Genomic DNA, 18,440 nt, shown 5'->3' on the forward strand with positions numbered 1-18,440 from the left:
TTAATATCCCATATCATTCGTTAGGGAATCATCATTTTCTATCCATTCATCTACTTTTATAATTCTAAAACTTTGATTAGTTTCCCTTATTATTACTTTTTCTATACCAGAATTTAATATAAGTCTTTTACACATAGTACATGAATTTGCATTATTAACCAGTTCATCATTTTTCATATCTTTACCAACTAAATAAAGAATCCCTCCAATCATATCTCTTCTACTAGCAGATATAATACAGTTGGCTTCAGCATGAACACTTCTACACTTTTCATAATTTTGACCTCTTGGAATATTCATCTTTTCTCTTAAGCAATATCCCAAATCACTACAATTTTTTCTCCCCCTAGGAGCTCCAGTATATCCTGTAGATATTATCTCATCGTTTTTAACAATAATAGCCCCATAATTACGTCTAAGGCAAGTTCCTCTTTCAAGAACCGATTTTGCTATATCTAAATAATAGTTATGCTTGTCTCTTCTCTCCATAAATTTTCCTCCATCACCTTTATAGAATAAAAATTCTAACCACGCTACCTCCATTATATTATTTATATAAAATATACACAAGTTAATTAATAATTCTGGAAGTAATAAATTAAAAAAACAAAAAAAAAGAGTGTGTCATATGACACACTCAAAGTATTACTTAGTACCGTATAATCTATCTCCAGCATCTCCAAGACCTGGAACTATATATCCGTGATCATTTAATTTTTCATCAATAGACGCTACATATATATCTACATCCGGATGACATCTTTCAACCTCTTCTATACCCTCTGGACAAGCTACTAGGTTTACAAGCTTAATGCTTGTAGCTCCTTGTTTCTTTAAAACATCAATAGCAGCAACTGCAGAACCACCTGTAGCAAGCATAGGATCTACTACTATAAAGTCTCTTTCCTCTATATCAGCAGGAAACTTTGAGTAGTACTCAACTGGCTTTAAAGTTTCTGGATCTCTATAAAGTCCTACATGTCCAACTTTAGCAGCTGGAACTAACTCAAGTATTCCATCTACCATTCCAAGACCAGCTCTTAATATAGGAACTATTCCTAATTTCTTTCCTGATATAACCTTAGACTTAGTTGTTGTAACTGGAGTTTCAATTTCAACTTCTTCTAAAGCTAAATCTCTTGTTACTTCATATCCCATAAGCATAGAAACTTCTTTTACTAACTGTCTAAAATCTTTAGAACCTGTATTCTTATCTCTTATAAGTGTTAACTTATGTTGGATTAATGGATGATTCATCATAACTACTTTTGACATTTAATTTGCCTCCCTTTAAAATTTATTTAGAATATTTTTTTTCTATTTCTGTTATCTTTCCTACTCTTCTTTGATGTCTATCTCCTTCAAACTCAGTTCCTAACCATGTATCTATTATTTCAAGAGCTAGTCCTTTTCCAACTACTCTCTCTCCTAAAGATATCATATTAGCATCGTTGTGGGCCTTAGACATTCTAGCTGAAAAAGTATCAGAAACAACAGCACATCTTATTCCCGGTACCTTATTAGCTGCTAAAGATATACCTATACCTGTTCCACAGCAAAGTATTCCTTCTTCAACCTCTCCACTTATTACAGCCTCCGCAACTTTAACTCCATAATCTGGGTAGTCAACAGAATCCAATGAGTCAGTTCCAAAATCAACAATTTCATACTCACCTTTTAGATGATTTTTAATCTCTTCCTTTAAATTGTATCCTCCATGGTCACTTGCAATCCCTATTTTCTTCACTTACGTTCACCTCCAAATTAATTTTTAAAGCCTTTTTAATCTAATTAACTCCAAACCTATTAACATTTCGACATAGATTCTTATATTCCTTCTTTTTATTTTAATTTTTTTCTGCAAATTTTTATATTTTATTTCCATTCTATATTTTATGTTTTAAAATTCTATGTTTTTCCCTTTTGATTTTCCTATAAATTTGTATCTCCATTAACTACTACACTAAATTTTAAGAACTACACTTACAAAATAAATGGCATTAAAATGTTAGAGAATGATTTAAATATTTTTGTATAAAACTAGCATTCCAGCGTTTGAATATGCGTTAAGAAAGTTCGTTGTCTGACCGTTAGGGAGTTTAGAACTTTTAGTATATTCAATAAGATGGAATTCTTAGTTTTATTAAAAATAGTTACCACATTATCGGTATTTTAATGTCATTTATTTTTGGATTAAACCTATATAATTATTCGGTATTTTAATAAGTACGATTTTCTCTCAAACACATAAATCTACTCTATTAATATCTATACAAATTTATACCCTGCCGCCTTTGTTAGGCGATTCATTATAGCTTGCCCAATCCCAGCCTTCTCAAACTCTTCAGAATATATAATATCCACACCTTTTTTATCCATTTCTCTCAAAGTTTTAAATAAGTTATAAGCTACTCCATTTAAATCATCCCCAAGACCTATAACTTCACCTTTATACTTGTCTTTATTTTTATTAATACACATAATCCCCACTTTTTTACCTTCTTTATTTCCTTTATCAACTAATTTGTTGATTTTATCCACATAATCTCCATCATCTTTTTTAACAATAAATACCTCTGCATTTGGAGCATAGTGAGTGTATTTCATTCCAGGTGCCTTTGCAATTATATTTTCGTTTTTTTCAAGTATTGCAGGATCTATTATAACCTCTCCTAAAACCTCACTCAATTCTTCTAGCGTTACTCCACCAGGTCTTAATATCGTAGGTATATCTCCAGTTAAGTCAAGAACTGTAGATTCAAGTCCAACATTAGAATCTCCTCCAAGTATAATACCATCAACTCTACCATTCATCTCTTCATATACATTCTCCTCATCAGTAGGAGATGGTCTTCCAGATATATTCGCAGATGGACCTGCAACATATACTCCACTTTCCTTTATAAGAGATAACGCTATAGGATGAGACGGCATTCTAACTGCAACTGTATCTAAGTTTCCGCTAGTAATAGATGGTACTATATCCTTCTTTTTTAATACTATTGTTATAGGTCCCGGCCAGAATTTATCCATAACCTTATAAACTCTATCATCTATGTCAGTAGCAATCTTATGAATTTCTTCTTTATCTGCAATATGAACTATCAAAGGATTATCACTTGGTCTTCCTTTAGCCTCATATATCTTCTTAGCTGCTTTTTCATCAAGAGCATTAGCTCCAAGTCCATAAACAGTTTCAGTTGGAAATATAACCGTTCCGCCGTCTCTTAGAATTTTTCCAAACTCTTTCATTTTATCTATATCAATATTATCCTTATCCATTTTGAATACCAAAGTCTTTTTCAACTATCTCACCTCTTCATAAGTATTAAAATATACTAACCATCAAAATTCCCAATAAAAACCCCGTTATAGTGTATATAGTTTTTGAATTAGGAAAAATTTCTTCTATAGTAACATAAAGCATTGTTCCAGATGCTATTGCCAGGAAAAAACCTACAAATCCCTGAAAAACTTCTCCAAAATAAGACCCTATATAGCTGCCTATTCCCATCGGAATACCTGCAAGTAAAGTAAAAAGCATAACCTTTACTACATTCATTCTTCCTTTTATAAGAGTTAACGCCATAGCAATACCCTCAGGTACATTATGTATCCCTATTACTATTACCAAAGTAATACCCAAAGATTCTTTTACGCTAAATGAAGACCCTATAGCAAGCCCTTCGGGAAAGTTATGTAATAAAATACTAAAAAATATCAAATATCCAGTCTTTAGCATTCCTTCAAAATGCATAAACCTCTTTATAATCATGCTAGCAAAAACACCTATAAAAGTAAAAACTATAGCCAGATTGACACCAATTGCATTCATAGCCTCAGTCAACAAGTCAAATGTAACCACAGACAACATAATTCCTCCTGCAAGACCCATGAACAGATTTAAGTACCTATCAGCCTTTTTTCTAAATATAAAAGCTATAACCCCTCCAGTAAAAGTTCCAACAACCCCACACAAAAAACCAAGCAAAGTAATTTCAATCATAATATACCCCCTACCTAAACCTCAATAAGTTTTATGATAGTTATGCTTAAAATATGCTTTTTTCTAAAAAAAGTCCTAATATCATTCATAATGAATAATATAGGACTAATATTTTAGTTATTTACAGCGTTTAATTTTTCAGCTTGGTCTACAGTTATAAGAGCATCTATCATTTCATTTATATCTCCCTCTATAAAGCTATCTAGCTTATATAAAGTTAAATTTATTCTATGATCTGTAATTCTTCCTTGAGGGAAGTTATAAGTTCTTATTCTCTCAGATCTGTCTCCAGTTCCAACCTGACTCTTTCTTTCAGCTGATATCTCTTTATGTTGTTCAGCTTGTGCTTTATCGAATAATCTAGCCTTTAATACCTTAAGGGCTTTTTCCTTATTCTTAAGCTGACTCTTTCCATCCTGACATGACACAACTTCTCCAGTTGGAAGATGCGTTATTCTTACCGCAGAGTCGGTAGTATTAACACTTTGTCCACCGTTTCCTGAAGAACGGAAAACGTCTATTCTTAAATCATTAGGATTGATATTTACTTCAACATCATCAACTTCTGGTAAAACTGCAACAGTAGCAGTAGACGTATGTATTCTACCACCAGACTCTGTAGCTGGTATTCTTTGAACTCTGTGAACTCCAGACTCATACTTAAGTCTTGAATAAGCTCCTTTTCCTTTTATAGAGAAAGAAACCTCTTTATATCCACCAACACCAGTTTCATTACTACTCATTAACTCTACTTTCCATCTTCTTGTTTCTGCATATCTACAGTACATTCTAAATAAAGTTCCAGCAAAAAGTGCAGCCTCGTCACCACCGGCTCCACCTCTTATCTCAACGATAACATCCTTTTCATCATTAGGATCTTTAGGAACAAGTAAAAGCTTAAGTTCATCTTCTACTTTAGGTAATTGATCTTCAAGTTCAGATAATTCCATCTTAGCAAGTTCTCTTAATTCTTCATCAGATTCTTCTTGAAGGATTTGCTTTGATTCTTCAATTCCCCCAACAATTTCCTTATATTCTCTATACTTCATAACTATAGGTTCTATTTCTGCGTGATCTTTTATATATTTTTGCCACTCAGATTGTCTGTTAATAACTTCAGGATCTCCAATCTTTTGAGTTAAATCTTTATACTTATCTTCTATAAGTTCAACTTTATCAAACATAAGTTTTTCACCTCTTTCAATATATCAATTTTTCATTATATCAAATTTTTGTTCCTATAACAACCCTTTGTATAGAAGCTAAATCTTCTAATATTCTTATATCACCGTATCCATTTTGTATCATTATCTTTTTTACATCCTCTGCTTGATCATATCCTACTTCATAACCTAAGATTCCATTATCCTTTATAAATCTAATAGAATCCTCAGTTATCTTTTTGTAAAAATCAAGACCATCCTCTCCTCCATCAAGAGCTAAAGATGGTTCGTAGTTCTTAACATCAACCTCAAGTCCTTCTATATCAGCTTTTCTTATATAAGGAGGATTAGACACTATTATATCGAATTTAACATCCTCATTTTCAAGTGCTGAGAATACATCAGACTTTAAAAAAGTTATTCTATCTTCTACTTCATTGTTCTTAGCATTAATACTTCCTACCTCAAGAGCATCATCAGATATATCAAGAGAATATATTTTTGAATCTTTTATATAATTAGCTAAAGACACACTTATAGCACCAGAACCCGTTCCTATATCAACTATCAAAGGATTATCTATTTTTTTAGCTTGTTCTATAATATCTTCAACCAACACCTCAGTATCTGGTCTTGGAATTAACACTCCCTCTTTAACAAAGAAATCCAGTCCCATAAACTCTTTTTTTCCTATAATATAAGCCATAGGTCTTCCTTTTCTTCTTTGTTTCAAAAGAGCCTCAATCCTATTTTCATCTTTTTTAGAAATTTCCTCATCTAAATTAAGATGTATATAAAGTCTAGTCACATCAAGTACCTTACACATAGCAAGTTCAACATCAAGCTTTGCAGTAGTACTATTACTAAGCTCTCTTATCCACTTTTTCATCATCTGTCTTATGGTCATTCTTATCCACCTCTTCTCCAAGAGCAGCCTTTAGAGCACAAAGAGCTACCTCTAATTGCTCGTCATCTGGTTCTCTAGTAGTAATTTTTTGAAGCATCATACCAGGAAATGCAATAATTCTTACAAATATATTATCGTACTTTCCAGCAATCTTTATAATCTCATATGATATCCCAGCAACAATAGGTATACATATCAATCTAGATATAACTCTTAAAACCGGGTTTGGCCACCCAAACAAAAAGTATATAAGCATAGATACAACCATAACTATAAACATAAAATTGGTTCCACATCTTGGATGAAGAGTAGAAAATTTTCTTGCATTTTCTACAGTTAAATCAAGACCCTCTTCATAACAATAAATAGATTTATGTTCTGCTCCATGATATTCAAATACCCTCTTTATATCCTTATTTAAAGATATAAGAGATACATATCCTAAAAACATTCCAATTCTAACCAATCCCTCTGTAAAGTTCAATATCATAACACTATCAGTAAATTTCTTTAATATACCACCTAAAAAAGTAGGTAATAATATGAACAATAAAATAGAGAATACAAAAGCTATGAACATAGAAAAGTATATCAGTATATCATTAGTCTTATCCTTAAACTTATCCTCTAAGAACTTTTCAAACTTAGAAGGTTCAACTTCTTCCTCCTCATCAAAAAACTGAGCTGAAAAATTAAGAGCCTTAATCCCTTCAACCATAGTCTCAAGAAGTACAAATCCACCTCTTAAAAATGGAATCTTGTTAAATCCCTTATCAATAACCCAGCTTTTAATTTTCTTCTTATCTATCTCAATATCTCCATCCGATTTTCTAACAGCCACAGCTATTTGATTTTGATTCTTCATCATAACGCCTTCCATTACAGCCTGTCCTCCAACAGTACTTTTACCCATAGACTCATCTCCTTTCCAATATATATTATCATAAAAATATAAAGTTCGCACATACTCATAAAATTCGTCTAGTTGCTACGCACTGACTCATGTCCCCAACGATCCTACGGGATCAGTTGCTCAAAATAGTTGCAAATGTAGGTCTTCAATCAATATTATCCACAGATTCAAAATTATATAGTTTCCTATAGTATAAAAAAATACATATAGGGGATCCCCTATATGTATTTTTATTTAATCATTTTCTTTTATTATTACATGACACTTCCTACATCTTGCTTCATAACTTTCCGTAGCTCCAACTAATATTATTGGATCATCGTATTTAGCAGGTTGTCCATTTATTAATCTCTGAGTTCTATGCGCAGGATTTCCGCAAACCATACATACAGCTTGAAGCTTTTGTACAAATTCAGCTACAGCTAAAAGTCTTGGTGTAGGGCCAAAAGGCTCTCCCTTAAAGTCCATATCCAGTCCTGCTGCTATCACTCTTATACCTTTATCTGCAAGGCTTATTGCAATATCAACGACTTCATCTTCAAAGAATTGAATCTCATCAATACCAACAACTTGTGTATCTGAATCTATATGATCGTAAATTTCTTTTGCACTTTTAATTGGAATAGCCGTAATGCTCGCTCCACTATGAGATACAACATCTTCATCACTATATCTATTGTCTATAGCAGGTTTAAATGCTACTACATTTTGCTTTGCTATTTTTGACCTTTTAAGTATTCTTATAAGTTCTTCACTTTTTCCACTATACATAGGTCCAATAACTACTTCTATGTATCCATGATGGATAGGTCTATACATAAAAATCCCCTCCAAATTAAAATAGAGGTTGGATTAACCAACCTCCACTATTAACCAATGTTGAATTTTTTCTTGAACTTGTCGATTCTTCCACCTTTTTCAATGTTCTTTTGCTTTCCAGTGTAGAATGGGTGACACTCTGAACAGATCTCTACTCTTATTTCATCTTGAGTTGATCCTGCTTGAAATGTATTTCCACATGCACAATGTACAGTTATTTCTTCGTATTTTGGTTGTATATCCTTTTTCATCTTTTCCACCTCTTTCACATTTTTAATTATGTTAATTTTATTTTCTTATCAATATTCAACTCTTACATTATATCATATGACTTTTTTCTCTTCAAGATTAAATATTCTTATTTACTAAATTTACAAATTCCTTGTTATCTTTTGTTTGTTTTAAGAATTTTATCATCTTTTCTGTATATTCTTGAGTATTGTTTCCAATTGACTTTCTAACTTTCCAAAGAAGAGCCATTTCCTCACTATTAAGAAGTAATTCTTCTTTTCTAGTTCCAGATTTAACTATATCAACGGCTGGGAATATTCTCTTTTGAGCAAGCTTTCTATCTAAATGAACTTCCATATTTCCAGTTCCTTTAAATTCTTCAAATATAACATCATCCATTCTAGATCCTGTTTCAACTAATGCTGTTGCAAGTATAGTTAACGATCCACCTTGTCTTATATTTCTAGCTGCTCCAAAGAATTTTTTAGGTCCATGAAGTGCTCCAGGATCAAGTCCACCTGATAAAGTTCTTCCTGTTGGCGGTATTGTTAAGTTATAAGCTCTTGCAAGCCTTGTTATACTATCAAGAAGTATTACAACATCTCTTCCATGTTCAACAAGTCTTTGTGCCCTATTAAGTACCATTTCAGCTACTTTTATATGATGAGATGGTAATTCATCAAAAGTTGAATATATAACATCACCTTTTATAGATTCCTGCATATCAGTAACTTCTTCAGGTCTTTCATCTATTAAAAGAACTATAAGTTCAACATCTGGATAATTAGAAGATATGCTGTTTGCTATATTTTTAAGAAGTATAGTTTTACCAGCTTTAGGGGGAGCTACGACAAGTCCTCTTTGACCCATTCCTATAGGTGCTATTAAATCTATTAATCTTGTAGCTATTTGATGTTGTTCATTTTGAAGATTAATTCTAACATCAGGATATATAGGTGTCAATTTTTCAAATGAAGGTCTTCTTATGCTATTTTCAGGATTTTCATTGTTTATCTTTTGAACATAAAGTAATGCTCTAAATTTTTCCCCACTTTTCGGAGGTCTAGTAATACCCATTACCTTATCTCCTGTTTTCATATTAAATCTTCTTATTTGAGATGGTGATATGTAAACATCTTGTCCTGTTGAAAGATAATTTGAACCTCTCAAAAAACCATATCCATCAGGTAGTATTTCCAAAACTCCATGTGCTATATCTTGTTTTTGATCATTTCTCATCTCATTTATTACCTTTTTAGGAATATGACTATCTTGAACCTTCAACTCTTCTATCTTTTTTTCAACATCATTAGTTTTCTCATTGTCATCTTTTTTCTCATTTTTCTCTATCTCAAGTATCATATCTATAAGTTCAAGTTTTTTGTACTTAGTTGTAGATTTTATGTTTAATTCTTTTGCAATCTCTCTAAGTTGTGCTATGGTCTTGCTTTGTAAATCTTGGCAATTCAATAGGTATCCCTCCAAATTTAAAGTGTTTAATTTAACCTCGGGAAAATAAGATATGAATATAGAAGTGAAAATCTAATAAGGTAATATTACCACTGTTGTATTATAAGGTCAAGAAAAAAAATTCGCTTTATGCTAACGCATAGCTTGCAAATTATATAGTTTCCTTATATATAAAAAAGAGAGATTATAATCTCTCTTTTATATATATCCATATGCTTATTTTTTATTCTATAGAAAACTATATAATTTAAAATCTGTGGATAATATTGATGAAAGAAATACACTTTCAACTATTTTTAAGCAACAGAGTCTGTTAAGACTTGTTGGCGACATGAGTCAGTGCGTAGCGACTAGACGAATTTTTTATACCTATTTTGCATAGCTAGGTTTTGTATCTAATTTGTGTATAGCTTCTATAAATCTTATAGTTCCCGTTTCCGATCTCATTACCACTGAATGAGTTTGAGCAGTTTTGTTACCTTTATATATAACTCCCTTTAGAAAATCACCATCTGTTATACCCGTAGCTGCAAAATATACTTCATTTCCTTTTACTAAGTCTTCCATCGTAAGAATTTTTTTATGGTCAATTCCCATGTCTAAGCATCTTTGTTCTTCTTCTTTCTCAAAAGGAACAAGTCTACCTTGGAAATCTCCTCCCATACATTTAAGTGCTGCTGCTGCTAGTACTCCTTCTGGAGCACCTCCGATTCCTATCATCATATCTATTCCTGTACCTTCAAAACAAGTAGCCATGGCAGCTCCTACATCACCTTCATTGAATAGCTTTATTCTAACTCCTGCATCTCTGCATTCCTGTATTAATTTTGAATGTCTATCACGATCTAGCATAGTAACAGTCAAATCATCCATACTCTTATTAAGTACATTAGATAGTATATTTAAATTATAGCTAACAGGATTATCTAATTTTACAAGGCCTTTAGCCTTTGGTCCAACAGCAATTTTGTCCATGTACATATCAGGTGCATTAAGTAAGCATCCTTTAGGTGCAAGAGCAACTACTGCAATAGCATTAGGAAGTCCTTTTGCAACACAGTTAGTTCCATCCAAAGGATCTACAGCTATATCAACCTTAATAGAATCAGCTGAGCGTCTTCCTATTTTTTCTCCGATATAAAGCATAGGTGCTTCATCCATTTCCCCCTCGCCTATAACTACTTCTCCATCTATGTCAATAGTATCAAATACTTTTCTCATTCCATCAACAGCTGCTTGATCTGCTATATTTTTGTCTCCTCTACCTAAATACTTAGATCCTCCAATAGCAGCAGCCTCTGTAACTCTAACTAAATTTATAGCCAAATTTCTATCCATACTAAATTCCCCCTTTTAAGTATATCACAATATATATAATATGTTATACTACTTAAAAAGTCAACCTCTTCCACTTGTATGTTATATATTTTTTATCTGTAAATAAATTATATATTTCCGTATTTTTCCATAAGCTCTTCTATTACCTTACTTTTATCAAGTCTATGAACAGCCTCAACAAATCTTATAGTTCCAGTTTTAGATCTCATAACTACAGAATGTGTTTTTATTCTATTTTCATCATAACATACAGCACCTTTTAAAAGATCTCCTTCTGTTATTCCTGTTGCTGCAAAGAATAACTCATCTCCTTTAGCAAGATCATCAAGCATTAATACCTTTTTTACATCCTCATCATTAAGTCCAAGGTCATGACATCTAGTTTTTTCTTCATCACTCATAGGATAAAGAATTCCTTGCATATCTCCGCCCATACATTTTACAGCAGCCGCAGTTATCACACCCTCAGGTGCTCCACCTATTCCCATTAATATATCAACGCCAGTATCTTCAAAGCAAGTTGCAATACCAGCAGCTACATCTCCTTCTCCAAACATTTTAATTCTAGCACCAAGTCTTCTTACCTCAGCAACTATTTCATCATGTCTTTCTCTATCTTGTATTATAACTGTTAAATCAGATATTTCCTTATTTAGCGCTTTTGCAACCTTTGTAAGATTATTTTCTATTGAATCATTTATATCTATACATCCCTTAGCTTTAGGTCCTACTATAAGTTTCTTCATATACGTATCTGGTGCATGAAGTAAACATCCTTTTTTCGCCATGGCAATTACAGCAATAGCATTAGGAAGTCCCTTAGCTATTAATGAAGTTCCATCTAAAGGATCAACCGCAATATCAACTTCCATATCACCATCAGTTCCACAACCAACCTTCTCACCTATATAAAGCATAGGTGCCTCATCAAGCTCACCTTCACCAATAACAACTTCTCCTCTTACCTTAATACTAGAAAAAGCCTTTCTCATACCTTCAACAGCAGCTCCATCTGCTCCGTTCTTATCGCCCTTGCCCATAAATCTAACACTAGCAAGTGCAGCAGTCTCCGTAACCCTAACAATCTCCAACGCTAAATTTCTATCCATAATCAACTTCCTCCCGTTAAATACAAATTTCACTTTGATTATACATCATATTTAAACATTTTGCAAAGATATATGTTATATTTTTTATTATTTATGTTATCTTTCTTTTTATTATTACTTATATATCACTTATATTTAATATAATTCATAACTATTAGTACTTAACATATACAAAACACCTCGAGTTGTATAGTGAATTCATATCTTTTCTTACTTATTGTTACTTTATTCAATTACATTATAGTTTTTAATTAATTTACTATTGTAATCTAATTGTAACTTTCTTAAATAATTCATAGTATAAAATAAAAAATTCGTCTACTCGCTAACGCGGTGACTCATATTGCCAACAAGGTATAAAAAGACTGTTAGTTGATATCAACTAACAGCCTTTTTATACTTATATTCTATTATTTGTCATATTAATAAAGTATTCATGAAAAGTTGTATCATCCGTAAGTTCAGGATGAAAAGAAGTAACAAGTATATTCCCTTGACGGGCAGCTACAATATTACCATCAACTTTATGAATCAAATCAACATCTTCACCTACATCTACAATGTATGGAGCCCTAATAAACACCATAGGTATTTCCTTATCACTAACCTCTTTAATTACCTCTTTTGCAACAAAACTATCTAATTGAGAGCCATACGCATTTCGTCTTACTTTTATGTCCATAACTTTCAAATGAGCATCTTCATTACCGTCTAGTTCATTTGCAAGCAAAATCATTCCAGCACATGTTCCCCATACAGGTAACCCACTATTTATTTTATCTATTAAAATATCTTTAATTTTAAAATCATCAAGTAATTTTCCCATAGCCGTACTTTCACCACCAGGTAAAATAATCCCATCAATATCATCGAGTTGTTCAGCTTTTCTTATTTCAATTGCTTCGTGCCCTATAGATTTAATTATATTTATATGCTCTCTAAATGCACCTTGAAGTGCTAAAACACCAATCTTTTTCATTTTAGTACCCTCTATTAGCCATTCTTTCATCTTTATCTATTGAATAAACATTTATTCCAACCATTGCTTCTCCAAGATTTTCTGATACTTCAGCTAATATTTTTGGATCATTATAGTGTGTAACAGCTTTAACTATAGCACTAGCTCTTTTTCTTGGGTCTCCTGATTTGAATATTCCAGAACCAACGAATACTCCATCACAACCAAGCTGCATCATCATTGCAGCATCAGCAGGAGTAGCAACCCCACCAGCTGCAAAATTTACAACAGGAAGTTTTCCATTTTCATGAACATACTCAACCAAATGAATAGGAGCCTGCAGTTCTTTAGCAGCATTCATTAATTCTTCCTTTGATAAACCTTGAATTCTTCTAATTTCAGAATTCATCATTCTCATATGTTTAACAGCTTCGATAACATCTCCTGTACCAGGCTCACCTTTAGTTCTAATCATTGAAGCACCTTCTCCAAGTCTTCTTAAAGCTTCACCTAAGTTTTTAGCTCCACAAACAAAAGGAACTTTAAAATCCTTTTTATCAATATGAAGAGTTGGATCAGCAGGTGTCAAAACTTCACTTTCATCTATATAATCCACTTCTAAAGCCTCAAGTATCTGAGCTTCTACAAAATGTCCTATTCTTACCTTTGCCATAACTGGTATCGAAACAGCTTCTTGAATACCTTTTATCATTTGTGGATCAGAAGCTCTTGCAACTCCACCATCTTTTCTTATATCAGCAGGAACTCTCTCAAGTGCCATAACAGCACAAGCACCTGCTTCTTCAGCAATCTTTGCTTCTTCTGGATTAGTAACATCCATTATAACTCCACCTTTTAACATTTGAGCTAAGTTTTTATTTAATTCATATCTACTCATCATTAACCCCTCCTCAATTGTACCCATACGGTAGTTACATCTTTTTCCTTTTCTAGTATTATAATCTCATATTTAATCATTTTTATCAATATTATTATGTAAATCAATTCATTTTCCTAAATTGTATCAATACAATTTAATTGAGTTTCAATTATCTCTTTTTAAGTATCTATCTTACTAAAAAATATTTTTTCTTAGGCTACTCAACTAAAAAATGCTGATTATTGAAATGTTAGCTACCTAGATTTCGTACAAACGAAATCTGGGTTATTTTTTTAGGGTCTGTGGGTTATTAAAAACTATCAGCAAATTCATTTAACATGGATAGTTTCCCTGACCAATCTCAAATTAATATTCTTTTAAGGCGAATGAATGCTACAAATATATCTCGATTCTGGAAATGTCCATTGCTCACATAGATTCAAAGACCTTCTAAATTCTTCTTTGGAAAAATATAGAAGTTTTTTTAAAATGGCTAAGAATGTTTATCACATTAGAAACCTTAGAACTACTAAGTTTTATGGAATATAGGTATAGGAGACTTAGTGAAAAAAGTAGGAAATGTAAAAGGATTTGTAAAGCGTACTTTCAATGAAATAATTGTAGATATTCCGACCGTAACTAAACTTGCAAACCTTATTGCTAACGCAATGCGTAATCCTTCGTATGAGCAGTTGAGTTTTAATTTATGATAATTTAGGTAAGAAATAAAACAGAATATTCATTATAAATAATGGTAATGAATTAATTACCTTTGTTTCTTTTTGTCTTTTTTGAGAACAACATATATTTAAATCCATTTCATATCTAAGAAACATATTAAAAAACAAATGGCATTAAAATGTTAGCGAATGATTTAAATATTTTTGTATAAAACTTGAATTACAGCGTTTGAATATCCGTTAAGAAAGTTCGTTGTTTGACCTTGAGGGAGTTCAGAACTTTTANTGGATTAAGAGCTATAATTTTTCCAAATTAGAGATTTGATCAATTGGTATTTTATAGTGAATAAATAATTACATTTGTACGAAATTTAGGTAGCTACTTTTGAGTTAATATTTTTCTATAAAACTTAGATTGTGCTTTTAAAATATCCGTTATGAAACTTCTTTGTCTGACCAACGGGAGTTTAAGAAGTTTTAGGATATTTTATAAAGCAGAATCTTTAGTTTTATAAAAATTTTAACTAAGAAGCGTTATTTCAATAATCAGCATTTTCGCTCAAGCACTAAACTTAAAAAATATTTTTACTTAACCCCTTCCCAATCCTTTAAGAATCTCTCAATTCCAAGATCAGTCATAGGATGCTTTAACATCTGTTCAAATATCTTATAAGGAATAGTAGCTATATCAGCTCCTGCAAGAGCAGATTGCTTAACATGCTCAGTATTTCTTATACTTGCAGATATTATCTCAGTTTCTATTCCATGAATATCAAATATATCAGATATTTCTCTTATTAAATCTACACCAACATGTCCTATATCATCTAATCTTCCAACAAATGGACTTACATAACTAGCTCCAGCCTTTGCTGCAAGTAAAGCTTGATTTGCAGAAAATACTAAAGTAACATTAGTCTTAATTCCCTTACCTGCCATATGCTTCACAGCCTTTAACCCTTCTTTAGTCATAGGTATCTTTATAACTATATTAGGGTGAATCTTAACAAGCTCATCAGCTTCCTTAATCATACCCTCAGACTCTAAAGATATTACCTCAGCAGATATAGGTCCATCTACTATACTAGTTATCTCTTTTACTACCTCTTTAAAAACTCTTCCTTCTTTAGCTATTAAAGATGGATTAGTAGTAACCCCTTCAATAACTCCCCAGTCATTTATCTCTCTTATCTCATCCACATTAGCTGTATCTATAAATAATTTCATAAAATCAACTCCTTATATGTAATCGTTTTCATATTCTATTTTAACATACATTAACTTGTCCTATATATATTTATTTTTACATTGGGCATACTAATATAAAACTTATGTATTTTACCACCAAGGAGGTTTACCATGAAAAAATTATCTCTTATTATTTTACTTATATTTATATTGTTCAATACAATAGCATGTTTTGATTTTTCGCCTTCATACCAAGAACCAGATCCTAATGCAGTAGAAAAGGAAAAAATCAAAGATACTCCAGCTCAAACAAGAGCTCAATCAAAGAATGAAACACTTAAAATTGCAAATCAAGACATAACTCTAGATTTCAACTTATACGATGATCCTAACTTAGAATTCACAACATATATACCCCAAGACATGTTAGCTTCTTCTAAAGAAGGTGATTTTTTAACAATATACGCTAACTTTAACAACGAGAAAAATAAAAAAGCCAAAATAACATTCTTCTCACCAATAAAAACAGTATCATCAAACGTAGAAAACATGACCAAGGTAGCAAGAGATAACGTAACAGAAGATGGATTTGAGACAACAGATCAGACAGTCAACGACTACACCCTAATAAATGACGCTGATGAAGAGTTTGATATAATAAAAAAGCAAGAAGGTAAAACAGATATTATAGGAAAAGTATCTCTATTTAACCACAACGAAAGGTTGTACTATTTAATAGTTCAATATCCACTAGCCCTAGAAAAAGAATTCCTTCCTAGAGCTCAAAAAATAATAAGCGATATAATGTTCTACGATGAACAATTTGAAGAAAGTAAGTAAAAAAATCTTTATTTTAAATATTTAAATACATACTTTCTTTGTTTTCATGTGCTTTATCTAAATAATTGTATTACATAATTTAAGTACACATTAATAAACTTCGTTGTATGAACTCAAGTATTTCAGAGCTTTTAAATGTTTTAATGTTTTTTCCTTATACTCCTCCACTTTAAAAATATACTTTTTTCTCTTAGGCTACACACTAAAAAAATACCTGTAATTAAAATGTTAGATAATGATTTAAATGTTTTTTCATAAAACTTATGTTGCATCTTTTGAATATCCGTTAAGAAAGTTCGTTGTCTGAACACAGTGAGTTTAGAACTTTTAGGATTTTCAATAAGATGTAACGTTTAGTTTTATAAAAACATTTAACACATTATCGTTATTTTAATTACAGGTATTTTTGCCTCATAATCCCACTAAGAAAAAATATATTTCTAATAACTCCCTATATCATTTAAATATTTATCCCTAGCCAAATTATAATTAAATATAACCTCTATAACCTTCTCCTCTATATCAGCAAGCCTTTCTTGAGCTGCAATAACCTCAACCATAGTACCTGCCATATCTTGAAGGTTTGCATTCTTTATAACACTAGTTTCAAATCCATACCCCTCTTTATATCTGTACTCAGCTATTTCAAGAGATTCCTTAGCATTATTAACTACACCCTCTGTATAAGCTAACATATCAGCAGTAGCTTCTACAGCCTCATAAGATTGCATTATGCTCGATTTAACATCCTGTCCAGCACTTTCAATCCCTACCTTTGACTTATTCATCTTTATTTTAGCTTCCTTATACTGATAAGTATTTTCTGGATACTGACCAGATGTAAGTTCAAAACTCAATTTATCAACTAAATACTGAGCTTGAGCCTTTCTTATCTCTATTCTCTTCTCGCTACCTTGCTTTAATCCCGCTTCTAAATTAACTTCTAACTTTGTAGTAGTAAAATCTTGAACTAAATTTATATTTTTATTAAGATCTACATTAATAACCTTTTTAAGTTCTATTTCTGCATTCTTTCTGTTCATACAAGCATTTCTATAATCTACGTTCATAAGATTCACTTGAGCTTGAGATAATAAAACATCATCTTTAGCCTTCATTCCAGCATCATATGCATCTTTTGCCATCTTGTATTGAGCAGTAGCTCTATCAAGAGCTATTTTTTTAAGATCTTCTATCTTCTTAGTCTTTATTACTTCATAGTATTTTTGACGAGTAAGAAGTCCTATTTGCTTTTGAGCAATTAGATATCCATCCTTTGTAACCTCATTTTGAAGATCAGCCATAGTAGTCATAAGCTGAGTTGTAGAATCAACTGCTAGAACTCTTTCTACATCTATATTTAACTTCTGTGCTATAACTGAATTAGCATCTTCAATTGCTAAATCAAAAGCGCCTTCTCCTGATTTTAAAGCATTTTCTCCAGCTTCTACAGTATTATTGAATTGCTTATCAAACCCGTCTTTAGATGTTGGATCTATACCAGCACTTTTTAAAGCATCTAACCCTTGTTTTGCAGTAGGATTTTGAGCTATTTGATCTAATGTATAACCTGAGTCTAAAGCTCCTTTTATTTGACTATACGCTCCATTTAATAAATCCTTACTCCCTTTTAATTGTTTTAATTGCTTCTGCCCATCATCAAGCTTATCCTGGCCCTTTTTTATCTTTCTTTCATTATGCTTTGCTCTATCTAAAGATAAATCTGCTGCTTCTAGGTCTACCTGCAGAGATTTTAATATATAGTTATTTTCAGTTGCAATCTTTATAGCATCATCCAAAGTTAAATTCAAATTTTTAGGCTCTTCGTTTATTTGTTGTTCTTTTACATCTTCTTGTCCATATGAATTAAAAGCTGTACTCATAGGTGTTAAAACAAGCACTGCCGATATTGCCACGGAAATAATTTTTTTATTCATT

General features: G+C 31.7%; 19 protein-coding genes. 2 read left to right on the forward strand and 17 right to left on the reverse strand.

Annotated features, from left to right (window positions below):
• The 15 genes from WJW32_RS07145 to pdxS all read right to left on the reverse strand — a co-directional run bounded on the left by WJW32_RS07145 (position 1) and on the right by pdxS (position 13,815).
• Complete coding sequence (locus tag WJW32_RS07145) at positions 1 to 489, reverse strand: deoxycytidylate deaminase (RefSeq protein ID WP_340256832.1); 489 nt, start codon at positions 487 to 489, stop codon at positions 1 to 3.
• Between the two features lie 156 nt (positions 490 to 645).
• Positions 646 to 1,275 (reverse strand): uracil phosphoribosyltransferase, encoded by a 630-nt coding sequence (upp, locus tag WJW32_RS07150; RefSeq protein WP_340256833.1) that lies wholly within the window; start codon positions 1,273 to 1,275, stop codon positions 646 to 648.
• Positions 1,276 to 1,297: 22 nt separating this feature from the next.
• Positions 1,298 to 1,747, reverse strand: a complete 450-nt coding sequence (gene rpiB, locus WJW32_RS07155) for a ribose 5-phosphate isomerase B (RefSeq protein ID WP_340256834.1) — start codon at positions 1,745 to 1,747, stop codon at positions 1,298 to 1,300.
• A 521-nt stretch (positions 1,748 to 2,268) separates the two neighbouring features.
• A complete protein-coding gene (locus WJW32_RS07160; protein WP_340256894.1) occupies positions 2,269 to 3,282 on the reverse strand; it encodes an L-threonylcarbamoyladenylate synthase in 1,014 nt (337 codons plus the stop codon).
• Between the two features lie 46 nt (positions 3,283 to 3,328).
• Positions 3,329 to 4,006 (reverse strand): ZIP family metal transporter, encoded by a 678-nt coding sequence (locus WJW32_RS07165; protein ID WP_340256836.1) that lies wholly within the window; start codon positions 4,004 to 4,006, stop codon positions 3,329 to 3,331.
• A gap of 113 nt (positions 4,007 to 4,119) precedes the next feature.
• A complete protein-coding gene (gene prfA, locus WJW32_RS07170) occupies positions 4,120 to 5,190 on the reverse strand; it encodes a peptide chain release factor 1 (protein ID WP_340256838.1) in 1,071 nt (356 codons plus the stop codon).
• A gap of 40 nt (positions 5,191 to 5,230) precedes the next feature.
• The gene (prmC, locus tag WJW32_RS07175; protein WP_340256839.1) at positions 5,231 to 6,076 is read right to left on the reverse strand and encodes a peptide chain release factor N(5)-glutamine methyltransferase; all 846 of its coding nucleotides are present in this window, start codon (positions 6,074 to 6,076) and stop codon (positions 5,231 to 5,233) included.
• Positions 6,033 to 6,989 carry a DUF1385 domain-containing protein gene (locus WJW32_RS07180; RefSeq protein WP_340256841.1) on the reverse strand — a complete coding sequence of 319 codons (957 nt, stop codon included), beginning with the start codon at positions 6,987 to 6,989 and terminating at the stop codon, positions 6,033 to 6,035. The genes prmC and WJW32_RS07180 overlap by 44 nt, the downstream gene beginning before the upstream one ends.
• A gap of 234 nt (positions 6,990 to 7,223) precedes the next feature.
• A complete protein-coding gene (locus WJW32_RS07185; protein ID WP_340256842.1) occupies positions 7,224 to 7,808 on the reverse strand; it encodes a thymidine kinase in 585 nt (194 codons plus the stop codon).
• Positions 7,809 to 7,858: 50 nt separating this feature from the next.
• Positions 7,859 to 8,059 carry a 50S ribosomal protein L31 gene (rpmE, locus tag WJW32_RS07190; RefSeq protein WP_340256844.1) on the reverse strand — a complete coding sequence of 67 codons (201 nt, stop codon included), beginning with the start codon at positions 8,057 to 8,059 and terminating at the stop codon, positions 7,859 to 7,861.
• Positions 8,060 to 8,156: 97 nt separating this feature from the next.
• The gene (gene rho / locus WJW32_RS07195) at positions 8,157 to 9,509 is read right to left on the reverse strand and encodes a transcription termination factor Rho (protein WP_340256845.1); all 1,353 of its coding nucleotides are present in this window, start codon (positions 9,507 to 9,509) and stop codon (positions 8,157 to 8,159) included.
• A gap of 369 nt (positions 9,510 to 9,878) precedes the next feature.
• The gene (gene glpX / locus WJW32_RS07200) at positions 9,879 to 10,847 is read right to left on the reverse strand and encodes a class II fructose-bisphosphatase (RefSeq protein ID WP_340256847.1); all 969 of its coding nucleotides are present in this window, start codon (positions 10,845 to 10,847) and stop codon (positions 9,879 to 9,881) included.
• A 107-nt stretch (positions 10,848 to 10,954) separates the two neighbouring features.
• On the reverse strand, positions 10,955 to 11,956 hold the full coding sequence (gene glpX / locus WJW32_RS07205) for a class II fructose-bisphosphatase (protein WP_340256848.1): 1,002 nt from the start codon (positions 11,954 to 11,956) through the stop codon (positions 10,955 to 10,957).
• A 400-nt stretch (positions 11,957 to 12,356) separates the two neighbouring features.
• Complete coding sequence (gene pdxT / locus WJW32_RS07210) at positions 12,357 to 12,935, reverse strand: pyridoxal 5'-phosphate synthase glutaminase subunit PdxT (protein ID WP_340256850.1); 579 nt, start codon at positions 12,933 to 12,935, stop codon at positions 12,357 to 12,359.
• Position 12,936: 1 nt separating this feature from the next.
• Positions 12,937 to 13,815, reverse strand: a complete 879-nt coding sequence (gene pdxS / locus WJW32_RS07215) for a pyridoxal 5'-phosphate synthase lyase subunit PdxS (RefSeq protein ID WP_340256851.1) — start codon at positions 13,813 to 13,815, stop codon at positions 12,937 to 12,939.
• Between the two features lie 542 nt (positions 13,816 to 14,357).
• Here pdxS and WJW32_RS07220 point away from each other — a divergent pair.
• Positions 14,358 to 14,504 (forward strand): hypothetical protein, encoded by a 147-nt coding sequence (locus WJW32_RS07220; RefSeq protein ID WP_340256853.1) that lies wholly within the window; start codon positions 14,358 to 14,360, stop codon positions 14,502 to 14,504.
• A 555-nt stretch (positions 14,505 to 15,059) separates the two neighbouring features.
• Here the strand turns inward: WJW32_RS07220 and fsa are convergent.
• Complete coding sequence (fsa, locus tag WJW32_RS07225; RefSeq protein WP_340256854.1) at positions 15,060 to 15,701, reverse strand: fructose-6-phosphate aldolase; 642 nt, start codon at positions 15,699 to 15,701, stop codon at positions 15,060 to 15,062.
• A 132-nt stretch (positions 15,702 to 15,833) separates the two neighbouring features.
• On the opposite strand from fsa, the gene WJW32_RS07230 reads away from it, so the two are divergent.
• Positions 15,834 to 16,502 (forward strand): hypothetical protein, encoded by a 669-nt coding sequence (locus WJW32_RS07230; RefSeq protein ID WP_340256856.1) that lies wholly within the window; start codon positions 15,834 to 15,836, stop codon positions 16,500 to 16,502.
• A 440-nt stretch (positions 16,503 to 16,942) separates the two neighbouring features.
• Here WJW32_RS07230 and WJW32_RS07235 read toward each other — a convergent pair whose 3' ends face one another.
• The gene (locus tag WJW32_RS07235; protein ID WP_340256857.1) at positions 16,943 to 18,439 is read right to left on the reverse strand and encodes a TolC family protein; all 1,497 of its coding nucleotides are present in this window, start codon (positions 18,437 to 18,439) and stop codon (positions 16,943 to 16,945) included.
• Position 18,440: the final 1 nt, after the last annotated feature.

This window comes from Tepidibacter sp. Z1-5, from assembly GCF_037844525.1.
In the GTDB taxonomy this organism is placed as follows: domain Bacteria; phylum Bacillota; class Clostridia; order Peptostreptococcales; family Peptostreptococcaceae; genus Tepidibacter_A.

Excerpts from the sequence above, each read along its gene's own strand:
- WJW32_RS07145 (WP_340256832.1), bottom strand. The coding sequence starts at position 489 with ATGGAGAGAAGAGACAAGCATAACTATTATTTAGATATAGCAAAATCG.
- upp (WP_340256833.1), bottom strand. The coding sequence starts at position 1,275 with ATGTCAAAAGTAGTTATGATGAATCATCCATTAATCCAACATAAGTTA.
- WJW32_RS07160 (WP_340256894.1), bottom strand. The coding sequence starts at position 3,282 with ATGGATAAGGATAATATTGATATAGATAAAATGAAAGAGTTTGGAAAA.
- WJW32_RS07165 (WP_340256836.1), bottom strand. The coding sequence starts at position 4,006 with ATGATTGAAATTACTTTGCTTGGTTTTTTGTGTGGGGTTGTTGGAACT.
- prfA (WP_340256838.1), bottom strand. The coding sequence starts at position 5,190 with ATGTTTGATAAAGTTGAACTTATAGAAGATAAGTATAAAGATTTAACT.
- prmC (WP_340256839.1), bottom strand. The coding sequence starts at position 6,076 with ATGACCATAAGACAGATGATGAAAAAGTGGATAAGAGAGCTTAGTAAT.
- WJW32_RS07180 (WP_340256841.1), bottom strand. The coding sequence starts at position 6,989 with ATGGGTAAAAGTACTGTTGGAGGACAGGCTGTAATGGAAGGCGTTATG.
- WJW32_RS07185 (WP_340256842.1), bottom strand. The coding sequence starts at position 7,808 with ATGTATAGACCTATCCATCATGGATACATAGAAGTAGTTATTGGACCT.
- rpmE (WP_340256844.1), bottom strand. The coding sequence starts at position 8,059 with ATGAAAAAGGATATACAACCAAAATACGAAGAAATAACTGTACATTGT.
- glpX (WP_340256847.1), bottom strand. The coding sequence starts at position 10,847 with ATGGATAGAAATTTGGCTATAAATTTAGTTAGAGTTACAGAGGCTGCT.
- glpX (WP_340256848.1), bottom strand. The coding sequence starts at position 11,956 with ATGGATAGAAATTTAGCGTTGGAGATTGTTAGGGTTACGGAGACTGCT.
- pdxT (WP_340256850.1), bottom strand. The coding sequence starts at position 12,935 with ATGAAAAAGATTGGTGTTTTAGCACTTCAAGGTGCATTTAGAGAGCAT.
- pdxS (WP_340256851.1), bottom strand. The coding sequence starts at position 13,815 with ATGATGAGTAGATATGAATTAAATAAAAACTTAGCTCAAATGTTAAAA.
- fsa (WP_340256854.1), bottom strand. The coding sequence starts at position 15,701 with ATGAAATTATTTATAGATACAGCTAATGTGGATGAGATAAGAGAGATA.
- WJW32_RS07230 (WP_340256856.1), top strand. The coding sequence starts at position 15,834 with ATGAAAAAATTATCTCTTATTATTTTACTTATATTTATATTGTTCAAT.
- WJW32_RS07235 (WP_340256857.1), bottom strand. The coding sequence starts at position 18,439 with ATGAATAAAAAAATTATTTCCGTGGCAATATCGGCAGTGCTTGTTTTA.